This is a genomic window from Actinacidiphila paucisporea (assembly GCF_900142575.1).
In the GTDB taxonomy this organism is placed as follows: Bacteria; Actinomycetota; Actinomycetes; order Streptomycetales; family Streptomycetaceae; genus Actinacidiphila; species Actinacidiphila paucisporea.
Map to the genome: position 1 here is coordinate 13,294 of NZ_FRBI01000019.1, position 22,953 is coordinate 36,246.

General features: G+C 72.3%; 23 protein-coding genes. 9 read left to right on the forward strand and 14 right to left on the reverse strand.

The window, feature by feature from the left end:
- Positions 1 to 74: 74 nt before the first annotated feature.
- From BUE44_RS24600 to BUE44_RS24615, 4 genes are all read right to left on the reverse strand, one after another.
- On the reverse strand, positions 75 to 1,148 hold the full coding sequence (locus BUE44_RS24600; RefSeq protein ID WP_073501177.1) for an NAD(+)/NADH kinase: 1,074 nt from the start codon (positions 1,146 to 1,148) through the stop codon (positions 75 to 77).
- Positions 1,149 to 1,344: 196 nt separating this feature from the next.
- Positions 1,345 to 2,247 carry a SigB/SigF/SigG family RNA polymerase sigma factor gene (locus BUE44_RS24605; protein WP_079190045.1) on the reverse strand — a complete coding sequence of 301 codons (903 nt, stop codon included), beginning with the start codon at positions 2,245 to 2,247 and terminating at the stop codon, positions 1,345 to 1,347.
- Between the two features lie 141 nt (positions 2,248 to 2,388).
- Positions 2,389 to 3,408: an NADPH:quinone oxidoreductase family protein gene (locus BUE44_RS24610; RefSeq protein ID WP_073501178.1), complete on the reverse strand. Its 1,020-nt coding sequence runs from the start codon at positions 3,406 to 3,408 to the stop codon at positions 2,389 to 2,391.
- A 46-nt stretch (positions 3,409 to 3,454) separates the two neighbouring features.
- Positions 3,455 to 3,820, reverse strand: coding sequence for a MerR family transcriptional regulator (locus tag BUE44_RS24615; protein WP_073501179.1), 366 nt, complete (start codon positions 3,818 to 3,820; stop codon positions 3,455 to 3,457).
- A gap of 220 nt (positions 3,821 to 4,040) precedes the next feature.
- Here BUE44_RS24615 and BUE44_RS24620 point away from each other — a divergent pair, with 220 nt between their 5' ends.
- Both BUE44_RS24620 and BUE44_RS24625 read left to right on the forward strand, forming a co-directional pair.
- Positions 4,041 to 6,116, forward strand: a complete 2,076-nt coding sequence (locus BUE44_RS24620) for a SpoIIE family protein phosphatase (RefSeq protein ID WP_073501180.1) — start codon at positions 4,041 to 4,043, stop codon at positions 6,114 to 6,116.
- Between the two features lie 206 nt (positions 6,117 to 6,322).
- Complete coding sequence (locus tag BUE44_RS24625) at positions 6,323 to 7,507, forward strand: hypothetical protein (protein ID WP_073501181.1); 1,185 nt, start codon at positions 6,323 to 6,325, stop codon at positions 7,505 to 7,507.
- A gap of 104 nt (positions 7,508 to 7,611) precedes the next feature.
- Here the strand turns inward: BUE44_RS24625 and BUE44_RS24630 are convergent, their stop codons facing one another.
- Positions 7,612 to 8,487: a LysR family transcriptional regulator gene (locus BUE44_RS24630; protein ID WP_073501182.1), complete on the reverse strand. Its 876-nt coding sequence runs from the start codon at positions 8,485 to 8,487 to the stop codon at positions 7,612 to 7,614.
- A 127-nt stretch (positions 8,488 to 8,614) separates the two neighbouring features.
- Between BUE44_RS24630 and BUE44_RS24635 the strand changes: the two genes are divergently transcribed.
- The 5 genes from BUE44_RS24635 to BUE44_RS24655 all read left to right on the forward strand — a co-directional run bounded on the left by BUE44_RS24635 (position 8,615) and on the right by BUE44_RS24655 (position 12,116).
- Positions 8,615 to 9,649, forward strand: a complete 1,035-nt coding sequence (locus BUE44_RS24635) for an aldo/keto reductase (protein ID WP_073501183.1) — start codon at positions 8,615 to 8,617, stop codon at positions 9,647 to 9,649.
- Between the two features lie 151 nt (positions 9,650 to 9,800).
- A complete protein-coding gene (locus BUE44_RS24640) occupies positions 9,801 to 10,529 on the forward strand; it encodes a LamG domain-containing protein (RefSeq protein WP_073501184.1) in 729 nt (242 codons plus the stop codon).
- 121 nt (positions 10,530 to 10,650) lie between these two features.
- Positions 10,651 to 11,517 (forward strand): VOC family protein, encoded by an 867-nt coding sequence (locus BUE44_RS24645; RefSeq protein WP_079190046.1) that lies wholly within the window; start codon positions 10,651 to 10,653, stop codon positions 11,515 to 11,517.
- A gap of 113 nt (positions 11,518 to 11,630) precedes the next feature.
- The gene (gene rpmG / locus BUE44_RS24650) at positions 11,631 to 11,795 is read left to right on the forward strand and encodes a 50S ribosomal protein L33 (protein ID WP_033171982.1); all 165 of its coding nucleotides are present in this window, start codon (positions 11,631 to 11,633) and stop codon (positions 11,793 to 11,795) included.
- Positions 11,796 to 11,864: 69 nt separating this feature from the next.
- The gene (locus tag BUE44_RS24655; protein WP_073501185.1) at positions 11,865 to 12,116 is read left to right on the forward strand and encodes a type B 50S ribosomal protein L31; all 252 of its coding nucleotides are present in this window, start codon (positions 11,865 to 11,867) and stop codon (positions 12,114 to 12,116) included.
- 615 nt (positions 12,117 to 12,731) lie between these two features.
- On the opposite strand, the gene BUE44_RS24660 is transcribed toward BUE44_RS24655, so the two are convergent.
- The 3 genes from BUE44_RS24660 to BUE44_RS24670 form a co-directional block, all read right to left on the reverse strand.
- Positions 12,732 to 13,364 carry an AAA family ATPase gene (locus BUE44_RS24660; RefSeq protein WP_073501186.1) on the reverse strand — a complete coding sequence of 211 codons (633 nt, stop codon included), beginning with the start codon at positions 13,362 to 13,364 and terminating at the stop codon, positions 12,732 to 12,734.
- A gap of 9 nt (positions 13,365 to 13,373) precedes the next feature.
- Positions 13,374 to 13,883, reverse strand: a complete 510-nt coding sequence (locus BUE44_RS24665; protein ID WP_073501187.1) for a GNAT family N-acetyltransferase — start codon at positions 13,881 to 13,883, stop codon at positions 13,374 to 13,376.
- Between the two features lie 67 nt (positions 13,884 to 13,950).
- Positions 13,951 to 14,439 (reverse strand): GNAT family N-acetyltransferase, encoded by a 489-nt coding sequence (locus tag BUE44_RS24670; protein ID WP_073501188.1) that lies wholly within the window; start codon positions 14,437 to 14,439, stop codon positions 13,951 to 13,953.
- Positions 14,440 to 14,563: 124 nt separating this feature from the next.
- On the opposite strand from BUE44_RS24670, the gene BUE44_RS24675 reads away from it, so the two are divergent.
- Positions 14,564 to 15,310, forward strand: coding sequence for an SAM-dependent methyltransferase (locus BUE44_RS24675; RefSeq protein ID WP_073501189.1), 747 nt, complete (start codon positions 14,564 to 14,566; stop codon positions 15,308 to 15,310).
- A gap of 10 nt (positions 15,311 to 15,320) precedes the next feature.
- Positions 15,321 to 15,851: a GNAT family N-acetyltransferase gene (locus BUE44_RS24680; protein WP_073501190.1), complete on the forward strand. Its 531-nt coding sequence runs from the start codon at positions 15,321 to 15,323 to the stop codon at positions 15,849 to 15,851.
- Positions 15,852 to 15,872: 21 nt separating this feature from the next.
- Here BUE44_RS24680 and BUE44_RS24685 read toward each other — a convergent pair whose 3' ends face one another.
- The 6 genes from BUE44_RS24685 to larB all read right to left on the reverse strand — a co-directional run bounded on the left by BUE44_RS24685 (position 15,873) and on the right by larB (position 22,951).
- Positions 15,873 to 16,784 (reverse strand): NADP-dependent oxidoreductase, encoded by a 912-nt coding sequence (locus tag BUE44_RS24685; protein WP_073501191.1) that lies wholly within the window; start codon positions 16,782 to 16,784, stop codon positions 15,873 to 15,875.
- A 146-nt stretch (positions 16,785 to 16,930) separates the two neighbouring features.
- Positions 16,931 to 17,464: a DUF4262 domain-containing protein gene (locus tag BUE44_RS24690; protein ID WP_073501192.1), complete on the reverse strand. Its 534-nt coding sequence runs from the start codon at positions 17,462 to 17,464 to the stop codon at positions 16,931 to 16,933.
- Between the two features lie 269 nt (positions 17,465 to 17,733).
- On the reverse strand, positions 17,734 to 19,872 hold the full coding sequence (locus BUE44_RS24700; protein ID WP_073501193.1) for a protein kinase domain-containing protein: 2,139 nt from the start codon (positions 19,870 to 19,872) through the stop codon (positions 17,734 to 17,736).
- Positions 19,873 to 20,073: 201 nt separating this feature from the next.
- Positions 20,074 to 20,889, reverse strand: coding sequence for an ATP-dependent sacrificial sulfur transferase LarE (gene larE / locus BUE44_RS24705; RefSeq protein WP_107415826.1), 816 nt, complete (start codon positions 20,887 to 20,889; stop codon positions 20,074 to 20,076).
- On the reverse strand, positions 20,886 to 22,100 hold the full coding sequence (gene larC, locus BUE44_RS24710; RefSeq protein ID WP_073501194.1) for a nickel pincer cofactor biosynthesis protein LarC: 1,215 nt from the start codon (positions 22,098 to 22,100) through the stop codon (positions 20,886 to 20,888). Before larC ends, larE begins: the two co-directional genes overlap by 4 nt.
- Positions 22,097 to 22,951 carry a nickel pincer cofactor biosynthesis protein LarB gene (gene larB, locus BUE44_RS24715; protein WP_235002420.1) on the reverse strand — a complete coding sequence of 285 codons (855 nt, stop codon included), beginning with the start codon at positions 22,949 to 22,951 and terminating at the stop codon, positions 22,097 to 22,099. Before larB ends, larC begins: the two co-directional genes overlap by 4 nt.
- Positions 22,952 to 22,953: the final 2 nt, after the last annotated feature.

The following is a 22,953-nucleotide window of genomic DNA, read 5'->3' on the forward strand; positions in this document are numbered from 1 at the left end:
AACAGCAGGGCATGCCTCAGAGGCAAAGATTTTGCCTCTGAGGCAAAAGTGCGCTTCCCGCGATCCGCGCCCGGCTACATCAGCGGGGACTGGGCGTCCGGCGCCGCGAGCATGGCCAGGTGGGCGAGGTCGTCGGGCGCCGGTGTCGTCAGCGACCACAGGGGCGCCGGGGTGCCGTCGGCGACCGCGGCGGGCGCGTCGGTCAGGTTCATCCGCTCCCGCAGGCGGCCGTAGAAGTCCATAGGTCCCAGCCGTACGGCGCGCAGCCGGCGCGGGGCCCGGTAGACACCGATCCAGTCCCCGGGCTCCAGGACACCCCGGACCTGGCCGTCGATGCTGACCGCGGCCGGCCCCGAACGCTCCAGGATGCGCATGCCGACCGGTTCGTCGGGGGCCGCGACCACCGACCGGTCGAACGCCATGTGCGGGGCCACGGGGGTGAAGACGAGAACCTCGGCGCGCGGCGAGACCACCGGCCCGCCGGCGGCGAAGCTGTACGCGGTCGAACCGGTCGGTGTCGCCACCAGCAGCGCGTCGGCCGAGTAGGAGGCCAGGAGCCTGCCGCTGACGTAGACGCCGACGGACACCTGGCGGTCCCGGGTTAGCTTCTCCAGGACGACGTCGTTGAGCGCGGTGACGTCGAGCGGGATGCCCCACTCCTCGTCGACCCGGCAGTCGGGGCGCACCCGCGGCGGCGGCGGCAGCGGCCCCCGGCCGCGGCCCACCCATGCCTCCAGCTCCGCGGGCACTTCGAGACGTCGGGAGGCGCGCAGGGCGAGCAGCATGCGGGTGTCGATCCTGAGCCGGTCCTCGCGCACCGAGTCCAGCGCGGCCCGCACGTCGCAGACCGGCACCTCGGTGAGGAACCCCACCCGCCCCAGATCGACGCCCAGGACGGGGACATCGCCCTCCACGGCCAGCCGGGCGCCCCGCAGGAAGGTCCCGTCGCCGCCCAGGGTGACTATGAGGTCGGGATTCCCCGCCGCCGCGACCTCCTCCTCCGGGCTGCGCCGGTCGCCGTCCTGCCACACGTCGATGTCCGTGCACCGCACCGCGTGCTCCGCGCACCACGCCCGCACCGCACCCGCCGCGTCCGCGGCCTCCGGGCGCCCGCCGTGCACGACCAGGCCGAGCCGGCTCATCTCCATCGCCGCCTCCAGGACAGCTCGGTCACGGATCGTTCCGGGGAAGCCGCCGAACGGATCCGGCGGCAGCTTCGTCCCCGCCGTCCCAGGATGGCCGCATCGACGCGGCTCCGCATTCCCCGACCACCTCACCCGGGCGCCTCCCCGATGCCGATCGGCCCGGGCGGCGGCCCCCCGCGCCCGCCCGGCGGTCCGGGAATCAGCGGTCCGTGAGCAGTCCGGCGCGGAGCTTGGTGAGGGTGCGGGTGAGGAGACGGGAGACGTGCATCTGGGAGTAGCCGAGCTGCTCGCCGATCTCGGCCTGGGTCATCTCCTGGCCGAAGCGGAGCCGGAGAAGGGTGCGTTCGCGTTCGTCGAGCTTGCCGAGCAGGGGGGCGAGGGACTGGAAGTCCTCGATGAGCTCCATGGCGGGGTCGCACGCGCCGAGGGTCTCGGCGTAGGAGCGGCCGGTGTCGGAGCCGGCGTCCTCGGAGTCGGTGGTGGGCAGGTCGATGCTGCCGGCCGTGTAGCCGTTGGAGGCGACCAGGCCCTCGATGACCTCCTCCTGGCTGAGTTCGAGATAGGCGGCCAGCTCCGCGACGCTGGGCGGGGAGTCCAGGACGGCGGTGAGGTGGTCGCGGGCCTTCGCCAGCTCCACCCGCAGCTCCTGGAGCCTGCGGGGGACGTGGACGGCCCAGGTGGTGTCGCGGAAGAAGCGCTTCATCTCGCCGACGATGTACGGCACGGCGAAGGTGGTGAACTCCACCTCGCGCGACAGCTCGAACCGGTCGATGGCCTTGATCAGCCCGATCGTGCCGACCTGGAGGATGTCGTCCCACTCCTCGGGGCCACGGCCCCGGAAGCGCCGGGCGCTGAAATGGACCAGCGACATGTTCATCTCGATCAGGGTGTTCCGCGCGTACGCGTACTCGGCGGTGCCCTCTTCCAGGTCCTGCAGGCGGTCGAAGAACACCTTCGACAGCGACCGCGCGTCCCGCGGAGCGACCTTGCCGGCATCCTCGATCCACGGCAGCTCGCCGACGTGTGCGGCACCGGGAGCGGTCGGCGAGGGGGACGGGGCCGGTGCGGTGGAGATTCCTGCGGGCTGAGCGGATACGGTCACGTCATCACCCTTCGAGTGTCGGCTGCTCGCCGCGCGTCTACCCCCGGTCGCTCGCGTCACACCCCCTCTTTGGCAACCGCCGACACCCGGCCGGTCGCGGCGCAGGACAGCGGAGCAGTACGCCGGGTGACACAGGCGCCCCTACCGCCAGGGATCGAGAGCGTGCTTGCCCCGGCTCCGGCCGGCTTCGAGCTCCCGCAGCACTGCCGGCCCCTGGGCCAGCGGGTGCACGTGGGGGGTGCCGGGCGGGTACACGCCCCGGGCGACGAGGGCGCCGATCTCGGCGATCAGCGGCAGGTAGAGCGACGGGGCCTCGGCCGCCAGCGCACCGATGTGCAGGCCCTTGATCTGGGCCCGATGGGTGAAGACCAGGTCGTGCGTGGTCACGGCGGCGTCGCCGGAAGCGGCGCCGAAGACGACCACCCGTCCGGTGAAGGGTCGGGTGACAGCCAGGCTGACCTCGAACGTGGCCTGTCCCACCGATTCCAGGACCAGGTCGACCCCGCCGGTCAGGCGGGTGATCTCCGCGGCCAGATCGGGGCGCCGGCTGTCCAGGACCTCTACGGGGCCGAGCGCCCTGACGGTGTCGTGCTTGGCCGGCGAGGCCGTCGCGATCACCCGCGCACCGTAGTGGCGGGCGAGGCGGACCGCGGCCTGCCCCACGCCGCCGGCCGCGGCATGGACCAGCACCGTCTCACCGGCCCTGACCTGGCCCAGCGGTTTCAGCGCCGCCAAGGCGGTGGCCCAGTTCAGCACCATGCCGAGAGCCTCGGCGTCGCTCCAGCCGGCAGGGACGGGGAGGGCACCCGTGGCCGGCATCGTCATGTACTGCGCGAAGGCGCCCGGCCCGGTGCCGACGACATGGGTGCCGGGTGGGAGCGGGCTCGCGACGCCCGGGCCGACTCCCACGATCTCGCCGGCTGCTTCGAAGCCCGCCACGTAAGGCGCCCGCGGACCGCCTCCGTAAGTCCCCCGCGCCTGCATGGCGTCGGCGAAGTTGACCCCCGCGGCGCCCACGCGGATCAGGTAGTCGCCGGGCCCCGCGGCGGGGCGGGGCTGATCGGCCGTGAGGGCCAGGTCACCCGGCCCGCGGTGTGACCGCTGCACCAGTGCCAGTACCGTCTGCGTCTGCTCAGCGGATTGCCGCTCGTCGATCTCCATGGGGGGAACGTAGGAGCCTCCCACTTGTGTCAAGGTCAAGCGGCGGTCATCGGCCCGTGCGGCGGGCCTCGCGCAGGTAGGCGTCGAGCGCGGCCCGCTGACCGCTGAGAACAGCGATCCGAGCGTCGAGCCGGTCACGGTGGCTCTGCACCTCGTGCAGGAAATCCGCGCACACCGCGTCCCCGCCGGCACCGGCCCCGTCACCGCCGCGCGGCAGCACTTGCCTGATCAGCCGTACGGGCAGCCCGGACTCCAGCAGCGAGCGGATGACGAGCACCCGGTCGAGGGTGGACGGGCAGTAGTCGCGGAAGCCGTTGCCGCACCGGCCGGGGACGATCAGGCCCTCGTCCTCGTAGTGCCGCAACGATCTCGCACTCACTGCGCTGGCTCTGGCGGCCTCACCGATCCTCACACCACGACGCAACGTCCCGGCGCAGCGCGATCTTCCGCCCCCGACCGGCGACCCGGCGGTACGGCCGGGCACCGGCAAGGGCGGGGGCGCGCAGCCGTGCCGCGGCGGCCCGGCGGCGCGCGCCATCACCCGGTCGTACCACTGCGGTGGCCGCAAGCCGCGGACGGGGCTTGGATGGTGGTGTCCGCCGCAGTGTCCTTCTGGCGAGAGGTCTGCTGCCGTGCCCAACAGGCCTTCGAAGCCGGCGTCAGGCCGGGAGAGCCTGAACGACGCGGTCATCGACGCCGTCTTCTCCCAGTCCCCTGCGGGGCTCCAGCTCTTCGACCCCGAACTCCGGCTGGTGCGCGTCAACACCGCGGCACGGCGGATCCGGGACTTCCCCGTCGACCAGTATCTCGGCTGCGGCCTGGGCGAGGTGCTGCGGTCGTTCGACGTCAGGGACTCAGCAGCCGTCGAGCGGGCCGTGGCGGGCGTGCTGGAGAGCGGACGGCCGGTCCTGGACCTGCGGATCCGGGCGCGGACCCGGTCGGACTCCCCGATCGAGGCGGTCGGGTCGCTGGCCGTCTTCCGCCTCCGCGACGACGCTTCCGGCTCGGTGCTCGGAGTCGCGATCTCCGTGACGGACATCACCCGGCGGGTCCGCGCCGAAGAAGGGCTGCGGCTGCTGAACGAGGCCGCCGTGCGCGTGGGAACGACCCTCGACATGTTCCGCACCGCGGCCGAATTCTGCGACCTGGCGGGGGAGAGGCTCGCCGACACCGTGGCCGTCGACATCTTCGACTCCGTCATCCGGGGGCAGGCTCCCACGCCGGCGGCAATGGACGGGACCGCCGAACTGCGCAGGGCCGGCTTCCGGTCCGCCCACAGCGACCAAGGAGTGCCGGCGGTCGGCGAGATCACCCTCTACCGCTCCGACACGCCCCACCGTGACGTGCTGGCCACCCTCGCGCCCCGTCTTTTCCGCGAGGTCCGGCCGGATGCGCCGTGGCTCGCGTCGCCCAGCGACCGCAGGTACGCCCGCATTCGCGAGGCGGGCGTCCACTCCATGATCATCGCACCGCTCCGGGCGCGTGGCGTCGTCCTCGGACTCGCGTCGTTCTACCGGTGGCGCGACCCGAGGGCCTTCGACCGCGAGGACCTGGCGCTCGTCGAGCAGCTGACCGGATGCGCTGCCCTGTGCCTGGACAACGCCCGGCTCTACGGACGTGAGCGCTCGGTCGCGAGGATCGTGCAGCGTGACCTGCGCGAACCGAAGACGGCCGAGGTGGCCGCGCTGGACCTGGCCCACAGCTATCTGCCGGCCGGCGCGGGCGGCGGCTGGTTCGACGTCATCCCGCTGGCGGGTGCCCGCGTCGCACTGGTGGCGGGTGACGCCGTCCTTCCCGCCGACGACGCCCTGGCCTTCACCAGCGAGCTCCGTGCCGCGAGCGAAGCCCTCTCCGATCTCGGCCTCACCCCTGACGAGATCCTCGAACGGCTGCACGGCCTGTCCAGCCGCCCGCGCCCCGCCATGTCGAAGGAGCTCGGCGGCGCCTCGGACACCTGGGCTGCGGCGACCTGCCTGTACATCGTCTACGACCCGGTGACGCGGCTTTGCGCGGCAGCCAGCGCCGGGCACCCGGCCCCCGCCCTCCTGCACGCCGACGGCGGCCACGAGACGCTCCACGTCCCGGTGGGGCCGCCCTTGGGGCACGGCATGGCGCACTACGAGGTCACCGAGCAGGAACTGCCCGAGGGCAGCGTCCTGGTGCTGCACAACGCGGCACTGCCGCTGGACGCGGACCGGACCGGGCGCCTGCAGCGGATGCTGACCAGCCCGCACACGACCTTCCAGAGCGCCTGCGACGCCGCCGTCGAGCAGATGGCCCCCGAGCAGCCGGACCGCGACGTCTACCTGCTGGCGGCCCGTACGCGCGCGCTCAGTGCCGAGCAGACGAACGCGTGGACCCTTCCCCACACCCCCGAGGCGGTCTCCCGCGCCCGCGAGCTGGCCTCTCGCCAACTCGCCGACTGGGGCATCGGGGAACTGGCCGACAGCGCCGTCCTCGTCGTCAGCGAGCTGGTGACCAACGCCGTACGCTACGCCACCGGTCCGATCCACCTCAGACTCCTCCGCGACGGCACGCTCACCTGCGAGGTGACCGACGACAGCAGTACCGCCCCGCAGCTCCGCCGCGCGCTGGAAACCGACGAGAACGGCCGGGGCCTGTTCATCACCGCGCGGCTCACCCAGCGCTGGGGAGTCCGGCGAGCGGGCCGGGGCAAGACCATCTGGGCCGAGATGGCCGACACCTGACGGACGGTCCGGCCGCGCCGACGGGGCGGAGCCGCTCTTCCCGCCCGTCGACGAGGGGCGCTGACGTGGCGCTTATCCGCTGTATATCCGGACGTATCACGATGGTGGCCGAGGCAGCCGCCGCAGCATCGCGGGGGCGGGGGACCGGCGGCGAGGCCCGGTGCCCGGCGGTGGCGGCCCGGACGGCGCAGGCGAAGGAGCCATGCATGATCGGGTACGAGATCGAGATCAGCCTTCCCGTCACCGACGCGGCGGGGAAGAAGATCAGCGGGGACACCAAACTGGCGGAGACCACCGCCCGGCACCCGGACGGCCCCACGGGGAAGCCCTTCTTCCGGGTGGTCTCGGACACCCGGAGCCTGCCGAACCGGACGAAGTACTCCAACCTGGAGTTCGTCACCAAGCCCTGGTCCGTCGTCGGCGACGGTCACACGAGCGGTCCCGCGGCGCTTCTGGACACCCTCCAGCGGATCCGGACGGTCCGGGACGCCTTCTACCACGCCAAGGAGGGAACGCTGAGCGGCTCGGCCGGCGGGCTCCTCCAGACGCTGCCCGCAGGCAAGGGCGCCCGGTTCGCACCGAACAACGGGTACAGGGAAGTGGCAGGGACCGCCGGCAACGGCGACGGTCTCTTCGTCCACTACTCGGTGGGCGTGCCGCTCGCCGGCATGGCGACCTTCTTCGACCGGTTGCGCCCGGCCGTCCCGTCGCGCGAGGGCGCCTACCTGCCCGACGCCCGGCACCGGCTGCACCAGGCGCACAGCTTCGCCGAGAACGCCGCCGACGCGTTCGTGCCCCGGGGCCCCGCGGCACCGGCGAAGGGGGCGGACGGTTTCCTCAGCGCGAAGGCCAGGCACCGCCGAGAGGTGCTCGGCTATCTCCAGCTGCTGTACATGCAGGTGACCGCGTTCGCCGACCACGCCGACGAGCTCGAGAGCGGCGGTGCCGACGCGGGCATCAAGAACAGGACCGTGGTGCTCAGCCGCGCGCCGCTCGCCGAGGTCCACGCCCGCCTGGACCCCGTGGTGCAGACCGCCCTGCGCAACAACCACGACGCGCTCACCACCATGCTCGCCGACGAGTACCACGAGAAGGGCCGGGGCCAGCGGCAGCGGACGTTCTACGACACCGCCTTCCGCAAAATCGACGGCGATCCCGTCGTCCTGCTCGACTACACCAAGGCGGCATTCACCGGTGAGGTGTCCATCCCGCAGCAGAGCGTCTTCGGCGGCATGCGCCAGATATCCCCCCATGTGGAGGAGGAGGCGGTGATGGTGCCCTTCGAGATCCGGACCTTCGGTGCGGTGATGAAGTCCTGGGACGAGGTGACGGCCGACCTCAAGGACCTCTGCGAGTGGGTCCAGAGCTCGTACGAACTCGGCATGGCCTGAGCCGGCCGGCGCCGTCGCGCCTCCCCGGCGACGAGGCGGCCGGATCTCCCCGGTGACGGGAGCGGTCCGGGAGCGGGCGGACCTCCGCCGCGGCCGGGCGCGGCTCAGAGTTCGAGGTAGGACAGCAGCTCGCGGGCGGCCGGGCTGTGCCGGCCGTCGGAGGGGAGAGCGACCGAGACCTCCCAGGCCTGGTCCTCCTGGCCCTTCAGGGGGACCACCGCGAGCGGCGCCGCCTGCTCCTTGCGGGAGATCGGCTGCGGTACCACCGCGATGCCGAGCCCGTGCCGCACCATGTCGATCAGCGTGTGCACGTCGTAGACCTCGACGCCGACCCGGCGGGGCGTGCCGCTCGCCGCGAAGGCGCGGTCGGTCAGCCGCCTGGCACCCCAGTCCTGGTGCCAGTCCACGAACGTCTCGTCCGCCAACTGCCTCCACTCCACGAACGGCGCGCCCGCCAGCCGGTGCTCGGGGCCGCACAGCAGCACCATCGGCTCGCTGGTCAGCGGCAGCAGCCGTACCCCGTCCGGCGGCGGCCCCGGCAGCGTGATGAAGGCGAGGTCGAGCCGCCCGTCGGCGACGTCCTGCGCCATCACCGCGGACCCGGCCTGCCGCAGCCTGATCTCCACGTTGCCGTGCTCGGCACGGAAGCGGGCCAGCAGCGCGCCCACGTCGACGTTGACGCACTGCTCGGTGCCCACCGCCAGGCTGCCGCGCAGCAGCCCCTGCACCGCGGCGACCGCGTCGCCCGCCGCCCGGGCCGCGGCCAGCGTGCGGGTCGCCTCGGCCAGCAGCGCCCGCCCGGCGCCGGTCAGTTCGACGCTGCGAGTGGTCCGGGTGAACAGCGCGGCGCCCAACTCGCGCTCCAGGGCGCGTACCGACGCCGACAGCCCCGACTGGGACACCACCATCCGCTGGGCCGCCCGCGTGAAGTGCCGCTCCTCGGCGACGGCGACGAAGTACTCGAGTTGCCGCAGTTCCATGATTGAGAAATCTAGTCGATGAATCCATCCGCTTTCTTCTATTGGACGGTTCACCGCGATCCGGGCCAGCATGGTCCGGTGGTGGCCGTACGGCCACCGGACGGGCCGCCTCAGAAGGAGCATCACCGTGGAGTACCGCAACCTCGGCCGCAGCGGATGCGCTGTCTCCGCCCTGTGCCTCGGCACCATGACCTTCGGTGCCGAGTCGGACGAGAAGACCGCCTTCGCCCAGCTCGACCGCTTCGTGGAGGCCGGCGGCACCTTCATCGACACCGCCGACGTCTACAGCGCGGGCCGCTCGGAGGAGATCGTCGGCCGCTGGCTCGCCGACCGCCCGGCCGACATCACCGACCAGGTGGTGATCGCCACCAAAGGCCGCTTCCCGATGGGCCCCGGCCCCAACGACGCCGGCCTGTCCCGGCGGCACCTCGACCGCGCCCTGACCGCCTCGCTGCGCCGGCTCGGCGTGGACTCGGTCGACCTCTACCAGGTGCACTCCTGGGACCCGCTGACCCCGGTCGAGGAGACGCTGCGCTTCCTGGACGACGCGGTCCGCCAGGGCCGTATCCACTACGTGGGCCTGTCGAACTACACCGGCTGGCAGCTCCAGAAGGCCGTCGACACCGCCGACTTCCGCGGCCTGGCCCGCCCGGTCACCCTGCAGCCGCAGTACAGCCTGCTCAGCCGGGAGATCGAGTGGGAGATCACCCCGGCGTGCGAGTCCGAGGGCCTGGGCCTGCTGCCCTGGAGCCCCCTCGGCGGCGGCTGGCTCACCGGCAAGTACCGCCGCGACGCGCGGCCCACCGGCGCCACCCGCCTCGGCGAGAACCCCGACCGCGGCGTGGAGGCGTACGACCGGCGGGCCGCCGTGGCGCGCACCTGGGCCGTGGTGGACGAGGTCCAGGCGGTCGCGGAGGAGACCGGCGCCACGATGGCGCAGGTCGCGCTGGCCTGGCTGCTCGACCGCCCGGCGGTCACCTCCGTCATCCTCGGCGCCCGCACCGTCGAGCAGCTCGACGACAATCTCGGCTCCGCCGGCCTGCGGCTGACCGCCGAGCAGACCGCCCGGCTGGACCGGGCCAGCGACCCGGGTGCCGCGGACTACCCGTACGGAGTCCCCGGGGTGGACCAGCGCTCCCGGCGCATCGAGGGCGGCCGCTGACCCGCGCCCCGCCCGGCCGGCCCGGCGGCGTCCCGCGAAGGGGGCGTGCGCCGGGCTGTGCGCGCCGGCACCGCGCTTCCGCACGCCGCTTACGGCAGGACGGTCGAACCGGATTGAATGGGGTCATTCCGGCCGTCAGCAGGGAGCCCGTATGCCTGACCGCCCCACCGCCGCTGTGGTCTTCGACGCCCCCTTCACCGACCGCACCGCCTGGGCGGTCGGCCGCACCTCCGCCTATCCCGAGGACGGGCGGAATCCCGACGACAACAAGCTCGACGTGATCGGCCCGGCCTACGGGCCCACCGCCGACGGCGTCTTCACCGCCCGCCGCGCCCGCGGCGGTGACTGGCACACCGCGCTGGTCTCCACCGAGTACGCCCCCGGCGGCTTCGAGCTGCTGCCGGACGACGAGCTGACCGCGACCTGCGTCGTCCACGACGTCCAGGGCGCGTGGCCCGCGCTGTGGACATGGGGCCGCGACAGGGGCGGCGGGCGCCCGCAGCCCGGCCACGGCGAGGTCGACGCCTTCGAATACCACCCGACCCACCCCGGTCTGCTCGAACTGACCAACCACGTCCGCCCGGCTGCCCACTATGCCGAGGGCGCGGTCACCGCGGGCCGCCCGTTCGCGCTGCGGGTGGTCTTCGGCACCAGGAGCGTCGAGTGGTACGCCGACGGCCGGCTGCTCTACGCCGACCACCGGGGCGTCGGCGCGCACTGGCGTGCCTGGCCGATCGTCTGCATCAGCGTCGCCGCCGGGGGCTACGGCCATCTGCCGCCCGGCCCCGGCACCGACGAGCTGCACTGGCAGTGCACCTCCCTGACCGTGCGCCGCGTCCCCGCCGCCCGCCACGCAGCAGATGCGGATCACCCGGCATGATCACGCGCGGACCGGGCAGGTGCAATGAGGACACCTCTGCGCAGGACATCCCTGCACGCCAGGGGTCCTCCCCCCACGAGCTCTCCCACGAGCATGAGCCACACGAATCGGAGTCGGTGCGATGACCGGGCGGCAGCCGGCGCATGACGACCAGCGCGCGACATGCGCGGCCGACGGGACGAAGACGTCCAGCGCGTCCAGCGGCGGTCAGGGCGCGAGCAGCGCCGACGACGTGGCGCGCGGCGCCCCCTGCTGGGTGAGCCTGACGACACGGGACCTGGCCGCCGCGGAGAAGTTCTACGGCAGCGTCCTGGGCTGGGAATTCCGCTCCACGACCCTCGGTGAGCGCTTCGCCGTCGCGGTGACCGACGGCCGCCCGCTCGCCACCATCGGCGCGGTCGCCGGCGACATGCAGGTCGCGGTCGGCTGGACACCCTTCTTCGCGGTCGCCCAGGCCGACGAGGCGACCGCCAGGATCCGCGAGCGCAGCGCCACCGTGGCGCTCGGCCCGGTGTCCTTCGCGTCGGGCCGCGCGGTGCTCGCCGCCGACCGGGACGGCGCGGTCTTCGGCGTCTGGGACGGCCGGCTGCCCGGCGGCTGGCAGTCCTGGCACGACCGCGGCCCGGTCGTCGTCCGCCTGCGCACCAGGGACGCCTTCGAGGCGGCGATCTTCTACGGCGGCGTCCTGGAGTGGGCCGACGAGGACGACGCGTGCAGCGTCGCCTACGACTACGAGCATGCCGAGGTCGTCGTCCGCAACCGCGGCGAGGTGGTGGCCAGGATCTCCTCGGGCGCGATCGGGGCGGCACCCGACCCGACGATCCGCCCGCACTGGGCCGTCCATTTCGCGGTCGACGACGTGGCGGCGCGTGCGGAGGCCGCCCGAGCGCTCGGCGGCACGGTGGTCGGCACCGGCACGGGCCCGATCGGCCCCTGGGCCGACCTGCGGGACCCGGACGGCGGCCTTTTCACGGTGTTCTCCCGGTAGCCGCGTCCGGCGCGGCATCCGGGCCCCGATGGTGGAATGCGGACCGGCCTCGTGGCGTTGACGTCTCCGACAGCGAGATGAAAACGATAACGATGACGGAATGAGGTGGCCCCATGGCCCGCAGTGAACTGCGCCCCGTCGTGAAGCTCCGCTCCACCGCCGGCACCGGTCACACCTACGTGACCCGCAAGAACCGGCGCAACGACCCGGACCGGCTGACGCTGCTCAAGTACGACCCCGTCGCCCGCCGGCACGTGCTCTTCCGCGAGGAGCGCTGACCCGCGAGCCGTACGGCTCGGCTGCCTGAGCCCGGCCGGCCCCGCACCCACCACCACGAAAGGACCTCCATGAAGCACGGCATCCACCCCACGTCCCGCCCGGTGGTCTTCCGCGACAAGGCCGGCGACCTCGCCTTCCTGACCCGCTCCACCGCGACGACCGACCGCAGCGTGGTCTGGTCGGACGGCAACACCTACCCCGTCATCGACGTCGAGGTCTCCTCCGCCAGCCACCCCTTCTACACCGGCAGGGCCCGCGAGCTGGACACCGCCGGCCGCGTCGAGCGCTTCCGCCGCCGCTACGGCCGCAGCGCCGGCTGAACCCTCGCGCGTCCTCCGGGCCGCGCCCCCGCGCCAGGGGGCGCGGCCCGTCACGTTTTCCGCCGCCTACCTCAGTGGGAGGCCGATCGGCGGCAGCGCCCCCGTTGAACGCGCAGGTGTCACCCGGCATGCCCCTCCCTCCATGCCGTGGCCCCTGGAGAGCCCGAGCGCCTCGGACGTCGAGGGCGACGCTGCTCCCGCTGCCCGCCGAGATGCCCGCCCCCTTCCACGACGAGTGGCTGTCGGCCTCCGCCGGTCCGGACCGCTGGGGGAGCGCGGCGCCCTGACGCGCCCGGCCTCCGGGCCGTCCCGCAGCGCGGCCCCCTGTCGCTTGATCGGGTGGTCATCGGCGGTGCGGCGGCGCTTTCGGCGCTGCCGCACCGGCGGGCGCGGGTAAGGTCGGCGGCCTGGAGAGTGTTTCCCGCAGCTGCGGTGGACAGTGCCTTCGACAAGCCCCATCCACCCACGCCGGGGGGCACTCTCCTGCTCCTTTCCCGAGGCGCGCTCCGCGCCGGATCAGCGCGGCGGCGGGGGGTGTGCGGACGACCCTCGCCCGCCGCAGCAAGGCGCCCGCAGCCGTCGCCGTACGCCCGTGGGGCGATTGCGGCGCGGCCCTCAGCGCAGCCGGATGTGCCTCGCGCTCGTCCACGCCCGGCGCAGCCGGCCCCGCAGAGCGCTTTCGGCGTTCGGCGTCAGGCGCAGGCCCGCCGCGGCCGCGATACGGTCGGCGACCTCCGGGACCCCGAGCCGGTCGGTCCACACGTGCTCGGCGAACTCCGGTCGGGTCAGCCGCTCCAGGCACAGGTCGAGCTTGCGCATCGCGAAGCTCTCCCGCCGCAGTGGCGCGTCCTTTCCCGCCGCGAGCTGCACCAGATGGCCCAGGCCGCGCACGCGCAGCCGCCTGATGACGGTCTGCCGCTCGGCGAGCAGCGCGAAGTGCCGTACGTCGTGCCCTCGGTCGCGCAGCCGCCCCACCGTCTCGCGGAAGTAGACCGGCTCGACCACGGTCATCGGCACGATCACCGTGCCCGCGTAGCGGCTCGCGGCGAGGTCGAGCACCTCGTAGACGCCCTCCCGCCAGGCCCGGAGGTCCTGGAAGTCGCTGCGCAGGTCAGGCGGCAGCATACGGTGCAGGCCGAAGCCGACATGCTCCGGATCGCACACCACGCTCCCGGCCAGCCGCCGGGACATCTCGTACGCGGTCGCCGTCTTGCCGCCCCCGAACGGCCCGTTGATCCACACCAGCATGCGCCGACCCTACGCGCCCGCCGGCGCCCTCCCCGCGGTGCCGTCCCAGGCGATCAGGTAGAAAGCCAGTTGCTCGGTCGTCGCGACCAGCCGCATCCCGGCCGCCGCCATCACCCGCTGGGAGGCGGTGTTGCCGATGTCGGTGTCGCCCGCGACGCTGCTGACGCCCTGTGCGCGGGCGACGTCCAGCAGCCCGCGCAGCGCCTCGGAGGCGTAGCCGCTGCCCCGCGCCGACGGCACGAGGCCGTAGCCGACGGTGACCCCGCCGTCCTCGTCCGGCGGCCCGTGGAAGTCCACCCCGCCGACGGTGGTCCCGTCCGCGCGCAGCCGTATCCCGTACGTACCGAACGGCCGCGGATCACCGCCGCGCGCGCAGGTGCGCAGAAACCGCGTCACCGCCGACACGTCGCCTTCCGTGGGATAGCCGTCCGCCCAGCGCACCCCGTCACCCCGCCTGCCGTCCCGCACCCGCTCGGCCTCGGCGGCGCTCAGCGGGTGCAGCACCAGACGGGCCGTCACAAGATCGTCCGTCTCCCCGGCTTATCACGCCCGCGACCACCGTGTGAGGCCTCGCCCCCTGACGGGCTCAGAGCGCGAGGTGCATGATGTGCAGCCCGACGTAGCCCAGCCGCGGGTGCCGGAAGCCCTCCGGCAGCGTGCCGATGACCTCGAAGCCGAGCGAGCGGTACAGCTTCACCGCGTGCGCGTTCGTCTCCACGACCGCGTTGAACTGCATCGCCCGGTAGCCCGCCGCCCGCGCCCAGTCCACCGAATAGGCGCACAGCGCGCGCCCCACGCCCTGCCCGGAGTGCGCCGGGTCGACCATGTAGCTGGCGCTCGCGATGTGCGAGCCGTTGCCCATGTGGTTGCGGTTCATCTTCGCCGTCCCCAGGACCGTCCCACCCTCGTCCACGGCGACGACCGTGCGGAAGGGCGCGGGCAGCAGCCACCATTCCCTGCCCTGGTCCTCGGTCAGGTCCAGGGGATAGGTGAAGGTCTCGCCCTCGGCGACGATGCGGTGGAAGAACGGCCAGACGGCGGGCCAGTCCTCCGCGGTGGCTTCCCTGATCAACATGCGCCCAGCATGTCCCGACCCCCGTGCGGGATTCCACCGCGTTTCGCGCGGTGCGGACCGTCCGCCGTCGAGGCGCGGCGAAAAGCGGATGCGCGGCGGGACGCTTCCTTGGCAGGCTGCGCCGGTGAACCGTGAACAGCTTTCCGCGATCGCCCACGCCCACCACCCGATCAAAGCGCCGCTCGACGACGAGTCGGTGCGCCTCCTGCTCGACAAGAGCCTCCCACGCGGCGACGAGCGGATGCTCGATCTCGGCTGCGGGACGGGTGAATGGCTGCTGCGCGCGCTGGCCACGAGGCCCGGGGTGCACGCCGAGGGGGTGGACGTCTCCGCGGAGGCGCTGGCGCAGGCCGGCGAGGCGGCGAGCAGCCGCGGTCTTCGGGAGCGGCTGGTGCTGCACGACCAGGACGCGGCGGAATTCGCGTCACCTGAGCCCTTCGACCTGGTGCTCAGCGTCGGGGCCGCACACGCCTTCGGCGGTCTGCTGCCCACCCTCGCGGCGGCCCGCAAGCACCTCGCCCCCGGCGGCCGCGTCCTGGTCGGCGACGGGTTCTGGGAGTGTACGCCGACGCCCGAGGCGATCGAGATACTCGGCGACTTCGACGATCTGGCCACCACGGTGGACCGCGTCGCCGCCGAGGGATGGACGCCGGTCCACGGGCACGTCAGCACCCGCCAGGAGCTGGACGCCTACGAATGGGCCTGCTGGGGCGACCTGGCCGGCTGGGCGCTCGACCACCCCGACGACCCGGACGCGGCCGAGGCACTGGCAACCGCCGACACCCGCCGCGCCGAGTGGCTGCACGGCTACCGCGACACCTTCGGCTTCGTCACCCTGGTGCTGCGCCGGAGTGCCCATGACCGGACCTAGGCTCTCGGGGGTGAACGACACGGCACACGGCATACGGATCAGGCCCGGCGGCCCTGCCGACGTCACGGCCACCCTGGACATGCTCGACGGCGCGATCGTCTGGATGAACGCGCGCGGCAATACCGAGCAGTGGGGTACGACACCGTATTCGCGCAAGCCGGGCGGGGTCGAGCGGGTCGAGCGGTACCTGACCGAGAACGCCCCCTTCGTCGCGGAGTTGGACGGCGCCCCGGCCGGCACCCTGGTGCTGGACTCCGAGCCCAGCCCGCAGATGCCCATCGCGCCCGCCGCCGAACCGGAGCTGTACGTACGGCTGCTGGTGACCGACCGGCGGCACGCCGGGCGGGGCGTCGGGGCGGCGCTGCTCGCCCACGCGGTCGAGGAGACCCGGCGGGCGGGCGTGGAGCTGCTGCGGGTGGACTGCTGGGCCGGCGGCGGGGGAGAACTCGTCGCCTTCTACGAGCGCAACGGCTTCACCCCCACCGACCGCTTCCTGTCCGGCACCTGGCCGGGACAGGTGCTCGCCCGGCGGGTCGGCTGACCGCCCGGGGCGGGCCGCCGCTCATCCGACCCGCAGCACGACCTTGCCGCGGGTGTGGCCCGTCCCGACGTGGCGGTGGGCGGCGGCGACCTGGTCGAGCGGGTAGCCGGTGACACTGGGCAGGACGACGGCGCCGGTGCCGCACCACTCGGCCAGTTGACGCAGCCCCGGTGTCGTACGCCCGCCGACGCGCAGGAACCCGTGCGTCTCGGCGGCCGCGGCGTCGATGGTCGTGCCGATACGGTGCCGGTCGGCGACCAGCGCCAGCGACACCGCCGTGGCGTCGCCGCCGACCGCGTCGAGGGCCGCGTCGACGCCGCCGGGCGCGAGCGCGCGCACCCGGTCGACCAGGCCGGGGCCGTACGCCACCGGGACGGCGCCCAGCGAGCGCAGGTAGTCGTGGTTGCCCTCGCTCGCCGTGCCGATGACCGTGGCGCCCCGCAGCCGGGCGATCTGCACCGCGACCGTTCCGACCCCGCCCGCGGCGGCGTGCACGAGCAGCGTCTCGCCGTCCCCGACACCGCCGATCTGCTCCAGCGCGGTGTACGCGGTCTGCCCGACGGCCGGCAGCCCGCCGGCGGCGTCCCAGCTCAACGACGCGGGTTTGGCGACGACGTCCGCGGCCTCGATGACCACCAGATCGGCGTAACACTGCCCGGTGGCGGAGCCGAGGACGTCGTCGCCGACCGCGAAGTCCCGCACCCCGTCGCCGACCTGGTCGACGGTGCCCGCGTACTCGTTGCCCAGGCGCAGCGGGAACCGTGCCCGCGCGACGGCGGCGAAGAACCCCTCCCGCTGCTTGACGTCGACCGGATTGACGCCGGCGCTGCGCACCCGCACCCGCACCTGCCCGGCCCCCGCGACGGGCTCGGCCACCTCAACGACCCGAAGCACCTCGGGGCCGCCGTACTCGTCGATCACCACAGCACGCATACGCGGAGATTCCTCACGTCCGAAAGCAATACACCGCCGTCGGCGGCATGATCGCCTAATGCGCCGCCCGCAGCGGGTATTCCCGACCGGCGGCGTTGGAGGGCGTCAGCTTCCCATTCGTCCGAAACGGCGTGGCGCTCTCCGGTTCACAGATCCTGTGTCCAGACTCCGACGGGGTGGTCGTCGGGCCGCAGGTCCAGTCGGGGTTGGCGGTCAAGAAGGTCTTCCCCACCGGGCTGCCATGGGTAGGCTCCGGCGCGGTTGGGCCAGACGACCTGCAGGAAGGGGAAGGGTGGCTTGCGGTAATAGCCGACCGCGGTGCCGAAGAACGCTTCGTACCAGCGGTAGTCGACGGGTTTGAGGACGACGGGGACGCTTGCGACGTCGTGCCGTTCCCGATCGGCGTCCAGGGATTGCCCTTCGACGGCTCGCTGACTCAGGTCGTTGAGGATCGTCTGCATCGAGCGGACGTCCAAGCCGAACATCGCGACTTCGGGCATCCTGTGCTGGTGCCACAAGCCGATGGTGTAGGCCCAGCCGGGTCCCTTGCCGTCTGCGGGGATGCCGGTGACCTGCCAGCCGTGCTGACCGATGATGTCGACGGTCGACTGAGTGCGAGGATCCAGCGCGTCTATGTCCTGGCAGACGACGCAGTGGCAGGAATCGTGACCAGTGGGCATGGCCGCGAGGTTACGGGAACGGTTGGGCCGCAGGCTCGGCGGCTTGCGATGTGACCGACACCGATGTCCGGCAGTTTCCGACTGCTCTCGCCGCCGCTCTTGCGGAGCCCCTTGACTACAACGACGGCGCGGGAGTCGACTTCGAGCCCTTTCCGGCTTCCTTGGCCGCCCAGGACACCACCGACTGGCTGCGAGCCTGGACCGGCAACCGGCCGATGGCTTCGGCCCCAGGGAAGCTGCCGCGACACGATCATGCAGCCTCGGCTCATCTACCCTTTCTGCGTGGACCTATCCGGAGCGGCCGGGACGTCGGGTGGTTCGATGGCGAACACGGAGTTGCGGGCCGACAGGGCGTACACAACCCCCTTGGTGACCACCGGACGAAAATGCGGAAGTGACTCGGTCAGTGACATGTTGGGATCACGGCGAGGCGCACTGCGCCACAATTCGTGTCCGGTGTCAGCGTCCCTGCAATCGATCTCGGAAGTGAGAGTCTGGGCATAAACACGCTGATCGGACACCAATAGAATGCCGTCCGACTCGGCGCCCATATCGACTGTCCAGCGAACGGATCCAGTTGTGAGGTTGTACGCACGAATTAGTCCGTCCGAGCGAACGGAGTAGAGCGATGTGCCATCCAGCGTCATGCTTTCGGTGGCCGGTTCTCCAAGGGTGATGCGCTTCGCCTGGCCGGTCGCCGGATCGACCAAGTCGACTGCGACGACGATCGCTGAATCGGGACGATAGATTGGGAATACCGCGAGATTCGGTGTGGCGCCGATGTAACTGGGGTTCTCTTTTCCCCGCGAGTGCACCCACCGCTGCCTACCCGTGCTCAAGTCCAGGCCGGCCATATCGAAGGGGCTGTCTGCGCCATGGTCGCCACTGGCTATGATTCTGTCACCGGCGGGTTTGAGGGCGTTAACGCTAAGGTTGCCGAAGGAATGTGTCCACCGCTGAGCGCCGGTTTTGGTGTCCCAGGCAACGACCTTGCTGAGCTCACTGGATCCGAGTTTTCCGATTGCGGCCACGATGAGGCCATGGTTCATGAATGTATCCACGACGAAAGAAACTGACGTGTGCCACCGTGCTCTGCCGGTTACTGAGTCACGGACCGTAAGGACCGACTCATCGGGGGCGGAACGAGATCCGTCCTGTACGGTGAAGAAGGAATCGCCCTCCGGAGCCTCCTCGAAATCCAGGCTTTCGAATTTCCCTACGGCGGCCGTCCACGCGACTTTTCCGGAGCGGCTGTCATAGGCCACGACGGAGCCGGATATGAGGTCGCAGATGATATAGGGCCGCACCCAAGCGCATTCATTGGCTTGGTTGTCGCCCCCCAGGGAGTCGTAGGTTTCCCACAGGGCCCAACCTTTCGGGCGGAGCGCGGCTTCCCCTTCGTGCAGCGGGCCGGCGATCGCCGGCCGGGTTGCCCTCGGGGTCGTGGTTTGTGGCTTGACCGAAGCGCCGGTGTGTCCGTTGCCTTTGTGGCCCAGGAACCAGACACCGGTGGCTGCCAAGAGCACGACGACAGTGACCGTGGCAATGAGCGATAATGCGCCCAAACGCCGCCTCCACGCACCCCTGACGCCGCGGGTGACGGAGAGCGGTGACCGGTCGGACAGATGGGCGAGCAGGTCTTCCGGATTCGGCCGCTGGGCAGAGTCCTTTGCGAGACATGATTCGACGATGTCGATCAGAACGGAAGGTACACCGTCGAGGGTCGGCGGTTCGTGCACTACGTTCCAGGCGACGGCGTAACTGTTCTCACCGTCGAAGGGGCCGCGCCCGGTGGATGCGAAGGTGAGGACCGCACCGAGAGCGAAGATGTCGGCAGCCTGGTCGACCCCCTTCGGGGTGCGGAACTGCTCGGGGGCCATGTAGAGCGGCGTGCCGATGACGTCGCCCGTCTTTGTGAGGGTGTCCGCATCGATGGCCCGTGTGATACCGAAATCGATGACGCGGGGTCCATCGTCCGTCATGAGGACGTTGCTCGGCTTGAGGTCCCGATGGATCAAGCCGACACGGTGGATATCTCGCAGGGCTTCGATGAGGCCGGCGGCCAGGCGTAGCAGGGCGTCGAGGTCGAGTGGCCCGCGTGCGGCGACGTGATCGGCAAGCGTGGGACCAGGAATGAAGAGCGTGGCCATCCACGGCGTCGGCCCGGTGGTGTCCGCGTCCACGACGGGTGCAGTGAAAGCGCCGCTGACCGTGCGTGCGGCCGCGACCTCACGCGCGAAGCGTAATCGGAATACCGGATCCGCCGCGTACCGCTCACGGACTACCTTGACCGCAACACGTCGACCTGTAGGGGAAGTAGCAAGGTAGACCACGCCCATCCCGCCTGATCCCAGCTTGCGTTCGACTTTGTACGGTCCGATTGCGAGCACGTTGTCGTCACGATCCATTCGGCCCGCTCCTCCACGACGTCCAACGGAATCTGCCCCTTGCCGGGCCAAGACTCTACAGGGGCTGCGTCGTCCGAAAATATGAACGACGCCGATCGCCCTCGGTCCTCACGCTGTTTCTGGACAGTCGGCTTTTGTGGGTGACTGTGCGTCATAGGTGCGGGAGGCTGGTCGCCGGACCGGCCACGCTCGGCGGTGGGTTCAGTCGGTGTTGAGGCGGCCCGAGCTGAACGCGTCGACCGTGATCTGCTGGGTGGTGAAACCCGCGGAGCGCACGGCGGCGTCGACTCCCGGCAGGTCGCGCAGGGCGTCGACCGCCGCTCCGTCCACCTCCACCCGTGTCGCCTCGCCGAGATCGCGCACGCGGACATGCCGGGAGCTGATTCCGCCGCGGTCGAGCAGCGCACGTACGGCGGTCTCCGCGCGGTCGACGCGCGCCAGCCGGTGGCCGGTGACCTCGATGCCGTACTGGATGCGGCTGGCCAGGCAGGGGTGGGCGGGTTTGTCCCAGGTCGGCAGGCGCCATTCCCGGCTCAGCTCGCGCACGTCGGCCTTGGTCAGTCCGGCGTCACGGAGCGGGGCGTGCACCGCCCGCTCGTCCGCGGCGCGGATTCCCGGCCGGAACGGATCGACGGCGTCGTCCGCGTTGGTGCCGGTGGCGCACTGGGTGTGGCCGTGCTGCCGGGCGATTCGCACGACGGCGTCCAGGACGTGGGACTTGCAGAAGTAGCAGCGGTCCCGTCCGTTGGCCCGGTAGCCGGCGCTGTCGAGTTCCCGGGTGCGCGGCGTCAGGTGCAGGACGCCGAGCGACCGGGCGAACCTCTCCGCCGCCGGGAGTTCGGCGGCGGCCAGGCTCTCCGAGACGGCGGTGACGGCGATGACGTCGGCCGGCCCCAGGGTGCGTACGGCCGCCGCCAGCACGAGTGCGGAGTCCGCGCCGCCGGAGAACGCCACGGCCAGCGGGCCGATCGCGGTGAGGCGGCGGGTCAGCCGGTCGGCGATCGGATGGGTCGTCATACCGTCTCCTCCGGGAGGCCGCGTACCGCGGCATCGGGCTCCGCCGGGGTGGCGAGGCGAAGGGCGCGCGCGGCGACCGTGCGCAGCGGCAGCCCCAGTACGGCGGCGGCCGCGGCGACGTCGTCGTGCTCCGGCTTGCTGCCGTAGGGACCGTGCTTGACTCCGATCCGGCAGCCGTCCACCAGCACGCTGCCGAAGCTGCGCTCCAGGACGCGGCGCCGGCTGCCCGTGACGCGCAGCCCCAGGCTGCCGGTCTCGGCGGCGAGCAGGGTGCCCAGCTCCGCCACCTGCGCGGGGCGGGCCAGGACGCTGAGAACGTGGCCGGGGCGGCCTTTCTTCATCAGCGCGGGCGTGATCCAGGCGTCCAGCGCGCCGGCGTCCAGCGCGCGGGCCACCACGTGGGCCAGTGTCTCGGCGGTGACGTCGTCCAGGTTGGTCGCCAGGGTCACCACGTCCTCGTCACCGCCCGGCTCCGCAGGCCCGGTTCCCGTACCGAGCGCCGCGGTTCGGCCCAGAGCGACGACCGTGACGTTGGCGCGGTCCCCGAGCCGCCGGCTGCCCAGGCCGTAACCGGTGGTGGCCAGCGTCATGGCGGGCATGCCGCCGTAGCGTGCGCCGGCCGCGTGCAGCAGTGCGGCACCCGTGGGGGTTACCGTCTCCCCGGGCAGGTCGCTCCCCGTGACCTCGGCGCCCCGCAGCAGTTCCAGGGTCGCCGGGGCCGGTCCTGGCAGGATGCCGTGCGCCGAGCGGATGTTGCCTGTGGCCAGCGGCAACGGCGCGCAAACGGTGTCGGTGACGCCGAGCGCGTGCAGTGCGGCGGCGACTCCGACGATGTCGACGACGGTGTCGTGGCCGCCGATCTCGTGCAGGTGCACCAGGTCCGGTTCGGTGCCGTGCAGGTGTGCTTCTGCCACCGCCAGCGCGCGCAGCGCGGCGACCGCCATGTCCGCCACGGGCTGGGGAGTAGCGCGCGACGCCATCTCGATCAGTTCGGCGGCGCGCCGCTCGGTGGCCTCGTCGGTGACCTCGACGTGCGCGCGCACTCCGCGCAGCCCGTGGTCGGTCGCATGCTCGGCCGTCAGCGCCCATCCGTTCAGCCCGGTGTCGCCGATGGCCTGCCGAACGGCCTCGATCGGCGCGCCCGCGTCGAGCAGCGCGGCCAGCAGCATGTCACCGGCCAGGCCGGTGAACGGGTTGATCCAGCAGATCATGAGGAGCCGTGCGCGGGTCGAGCAGGCGCGGCAAGCGAGCCGGGAGCCGCGGCGGGACCGTACGACGCCGGCGAAGCGGCAGGAGCGTACGGCGCCGGCGGACCGGACGCGGGTGACGAACCGGCGGAACTGTACGGCGCCGGCGAATCGGACGCGGACGACGCCGCCTTAGAAGGGCCGGCGCCCGTCGCCTCGGAGCGCGCGGCGATCTGCGTGATCCGGTGGACGGCCATGGCGGCGCCGAACCCCGAGTCGATGTTGACGACGGTGACCCCCGCCGCGCAGGACGCGTGCATCGCGAGCAGGGCTGTGACGCCCTCCAGCGAGGCACCGTATCCGGTGGAGGTCGGCACGGCGACGACGGGGCAGCGCACCAGCCCGCCGACGACGCTGGCCAGCGCCCCCTCCATACCGGCGACGACGATCACGGCGTCGCTGGTCTGCAGGCGCGGCGCAGCCCTGATGACCCGGTCGAGGCCGGCGACCCCGGCGTCGTGGATCTCCTCGACCGTCAGGCCCAGTGCGGTGCAGACGGCCGCGGCCTCGGCCGTCACCGGGCCGTCCGAGGTGCCGGCCGAGATCACCGTCACCCGGAAGGGCCGGCGCGGCGCCGGCCGGTAGACCAGCAACCCGGCTCGCTCGTGGTAAGTGCCGCCCTCGACGTCCTCCAGCACCGTCGCCGCGGTGCCGGGATCGACGCGGGTCGCGAGCACGGGGCCGGTGTTGTGCCGCAGCAGGTTGGCCATGATGGCGGCGATCTGCCGGGGCGTCTTGCCCGGACCGTAGACGACTTCCGGCATCCCCTGCCGCTGCTCGCGCGCGACGTCCAGCTGCGCGAACCCGAGATCCACCA

Excerpts from the sequence above, each read along its gene's own strand:
- BUE44_RS24600 (WP_073501177.1), bottom strand. The coding sequence starts at position 1,148 with ATGGAGATGAGCCGGCTCGGCCTGGTCGTGCACGGCGGGCGCCCGGAG.
- BUE44_RS24610 (WP_073501178.1), bottom strand. The coding sequence starts at position 3,408 with ATGGAGATCGACGAGCGGCAATCCGCTGAGCAGACGCAGACGGTACTG.
- BUE44_RS24625 (WP_073501181.1), top strand. The coding sequence starts at position 6,323 with ATGATCGGGTACGAGATCGAGATCAGCCTTCCCGTCACCGACGCGGCG.
- BUE44_RS24630 (WP_073501182.1), bottom strand. The coding sequence starts at position 8,487 with ATGGAACTGCGGCAACTCGAGTACTTCGTCGCCGTCGCCGAGGAGCGG.
- BUE44_RS24640 (WP_073501184.1), top strand. The coding sequence starts at position 9,801 with ATGCCTGACCGCCCCACCGCCGCTGTGGTCTTCGACGCCCCCTTCACC.
- BUE44_RS24645 (WP_079190046.1), top strand. The coding sequence starts at position 10,651 with ATGACCGGGCGGCAGCCGGCGCATGACGACCAGCGCGCGACATGCGCG.
- rpmG (WP_033171982.1), top strand. The coding sequence starts at position 11,631 with ATGGCCCGCAGTGAACTGCGCCCCGTCGTGAAGCTCCGCTCCACCGCC.
- BUE44_RS24655 (WP_073501185.1), top strand. The coding sequence starts at position 11,865 with ATGAAGCACGGCATCCACCCCACGTCCCGCCCGGTGGTCTTCCGCGAC.
- BUE44_RS24660 (WP_073501186.1), bottom strand. The coding sequence starts at position 13,364 with ATGCTGGTGTGGATCAACGGGCCGTTCGGGGGCGGCAAGACGGCGACC.
- BUE44_RS24670 (WP_073501188.1), bottom strand. The coding sequence starts at position 14,439 with ATGTTGATCAGGGAAGCCACCGCGGAGGACTGGCCCGCCGTCTGGCCG.
- BUE44_RS24685 (WP_073501191.1), bottom strand. The coding sequence starts at position 16,784 with ATGCGTGCTGTGGTGATCGACGAGTACGGCGGCCCCGAGGTGCTTCGG.
- BUE44_RS24690 (WP_073501192.1), bottom strand. The coding sequence starts at position 17,464 with ATGCCCACTGGTCACGATTCCTGCCACTGCGTCGTCTGCCAGGACATA.
- BUE44_RS24700 (WP_073501193.1), bottom strand. The coding sequence starts at position 19,872 with ATGGATCGTGACGACAACGTGCTCGCAATCGGACCGTACAAAGTCGAA.
- larE (WP_107415826.1), bottom strand. The coding sequence starts at position 20,889 with ATGACGACCCATCCGATCGCCGACCGGCTGACCCGCCGCCTCACCGCG.
- larC (WP_073501194.1), bottom strand. The coding sequence starts at position 22,100 with ATGATCTGCTGGATCAACCCGTTCACCGGCCTGGCCGGTGACATGCTG.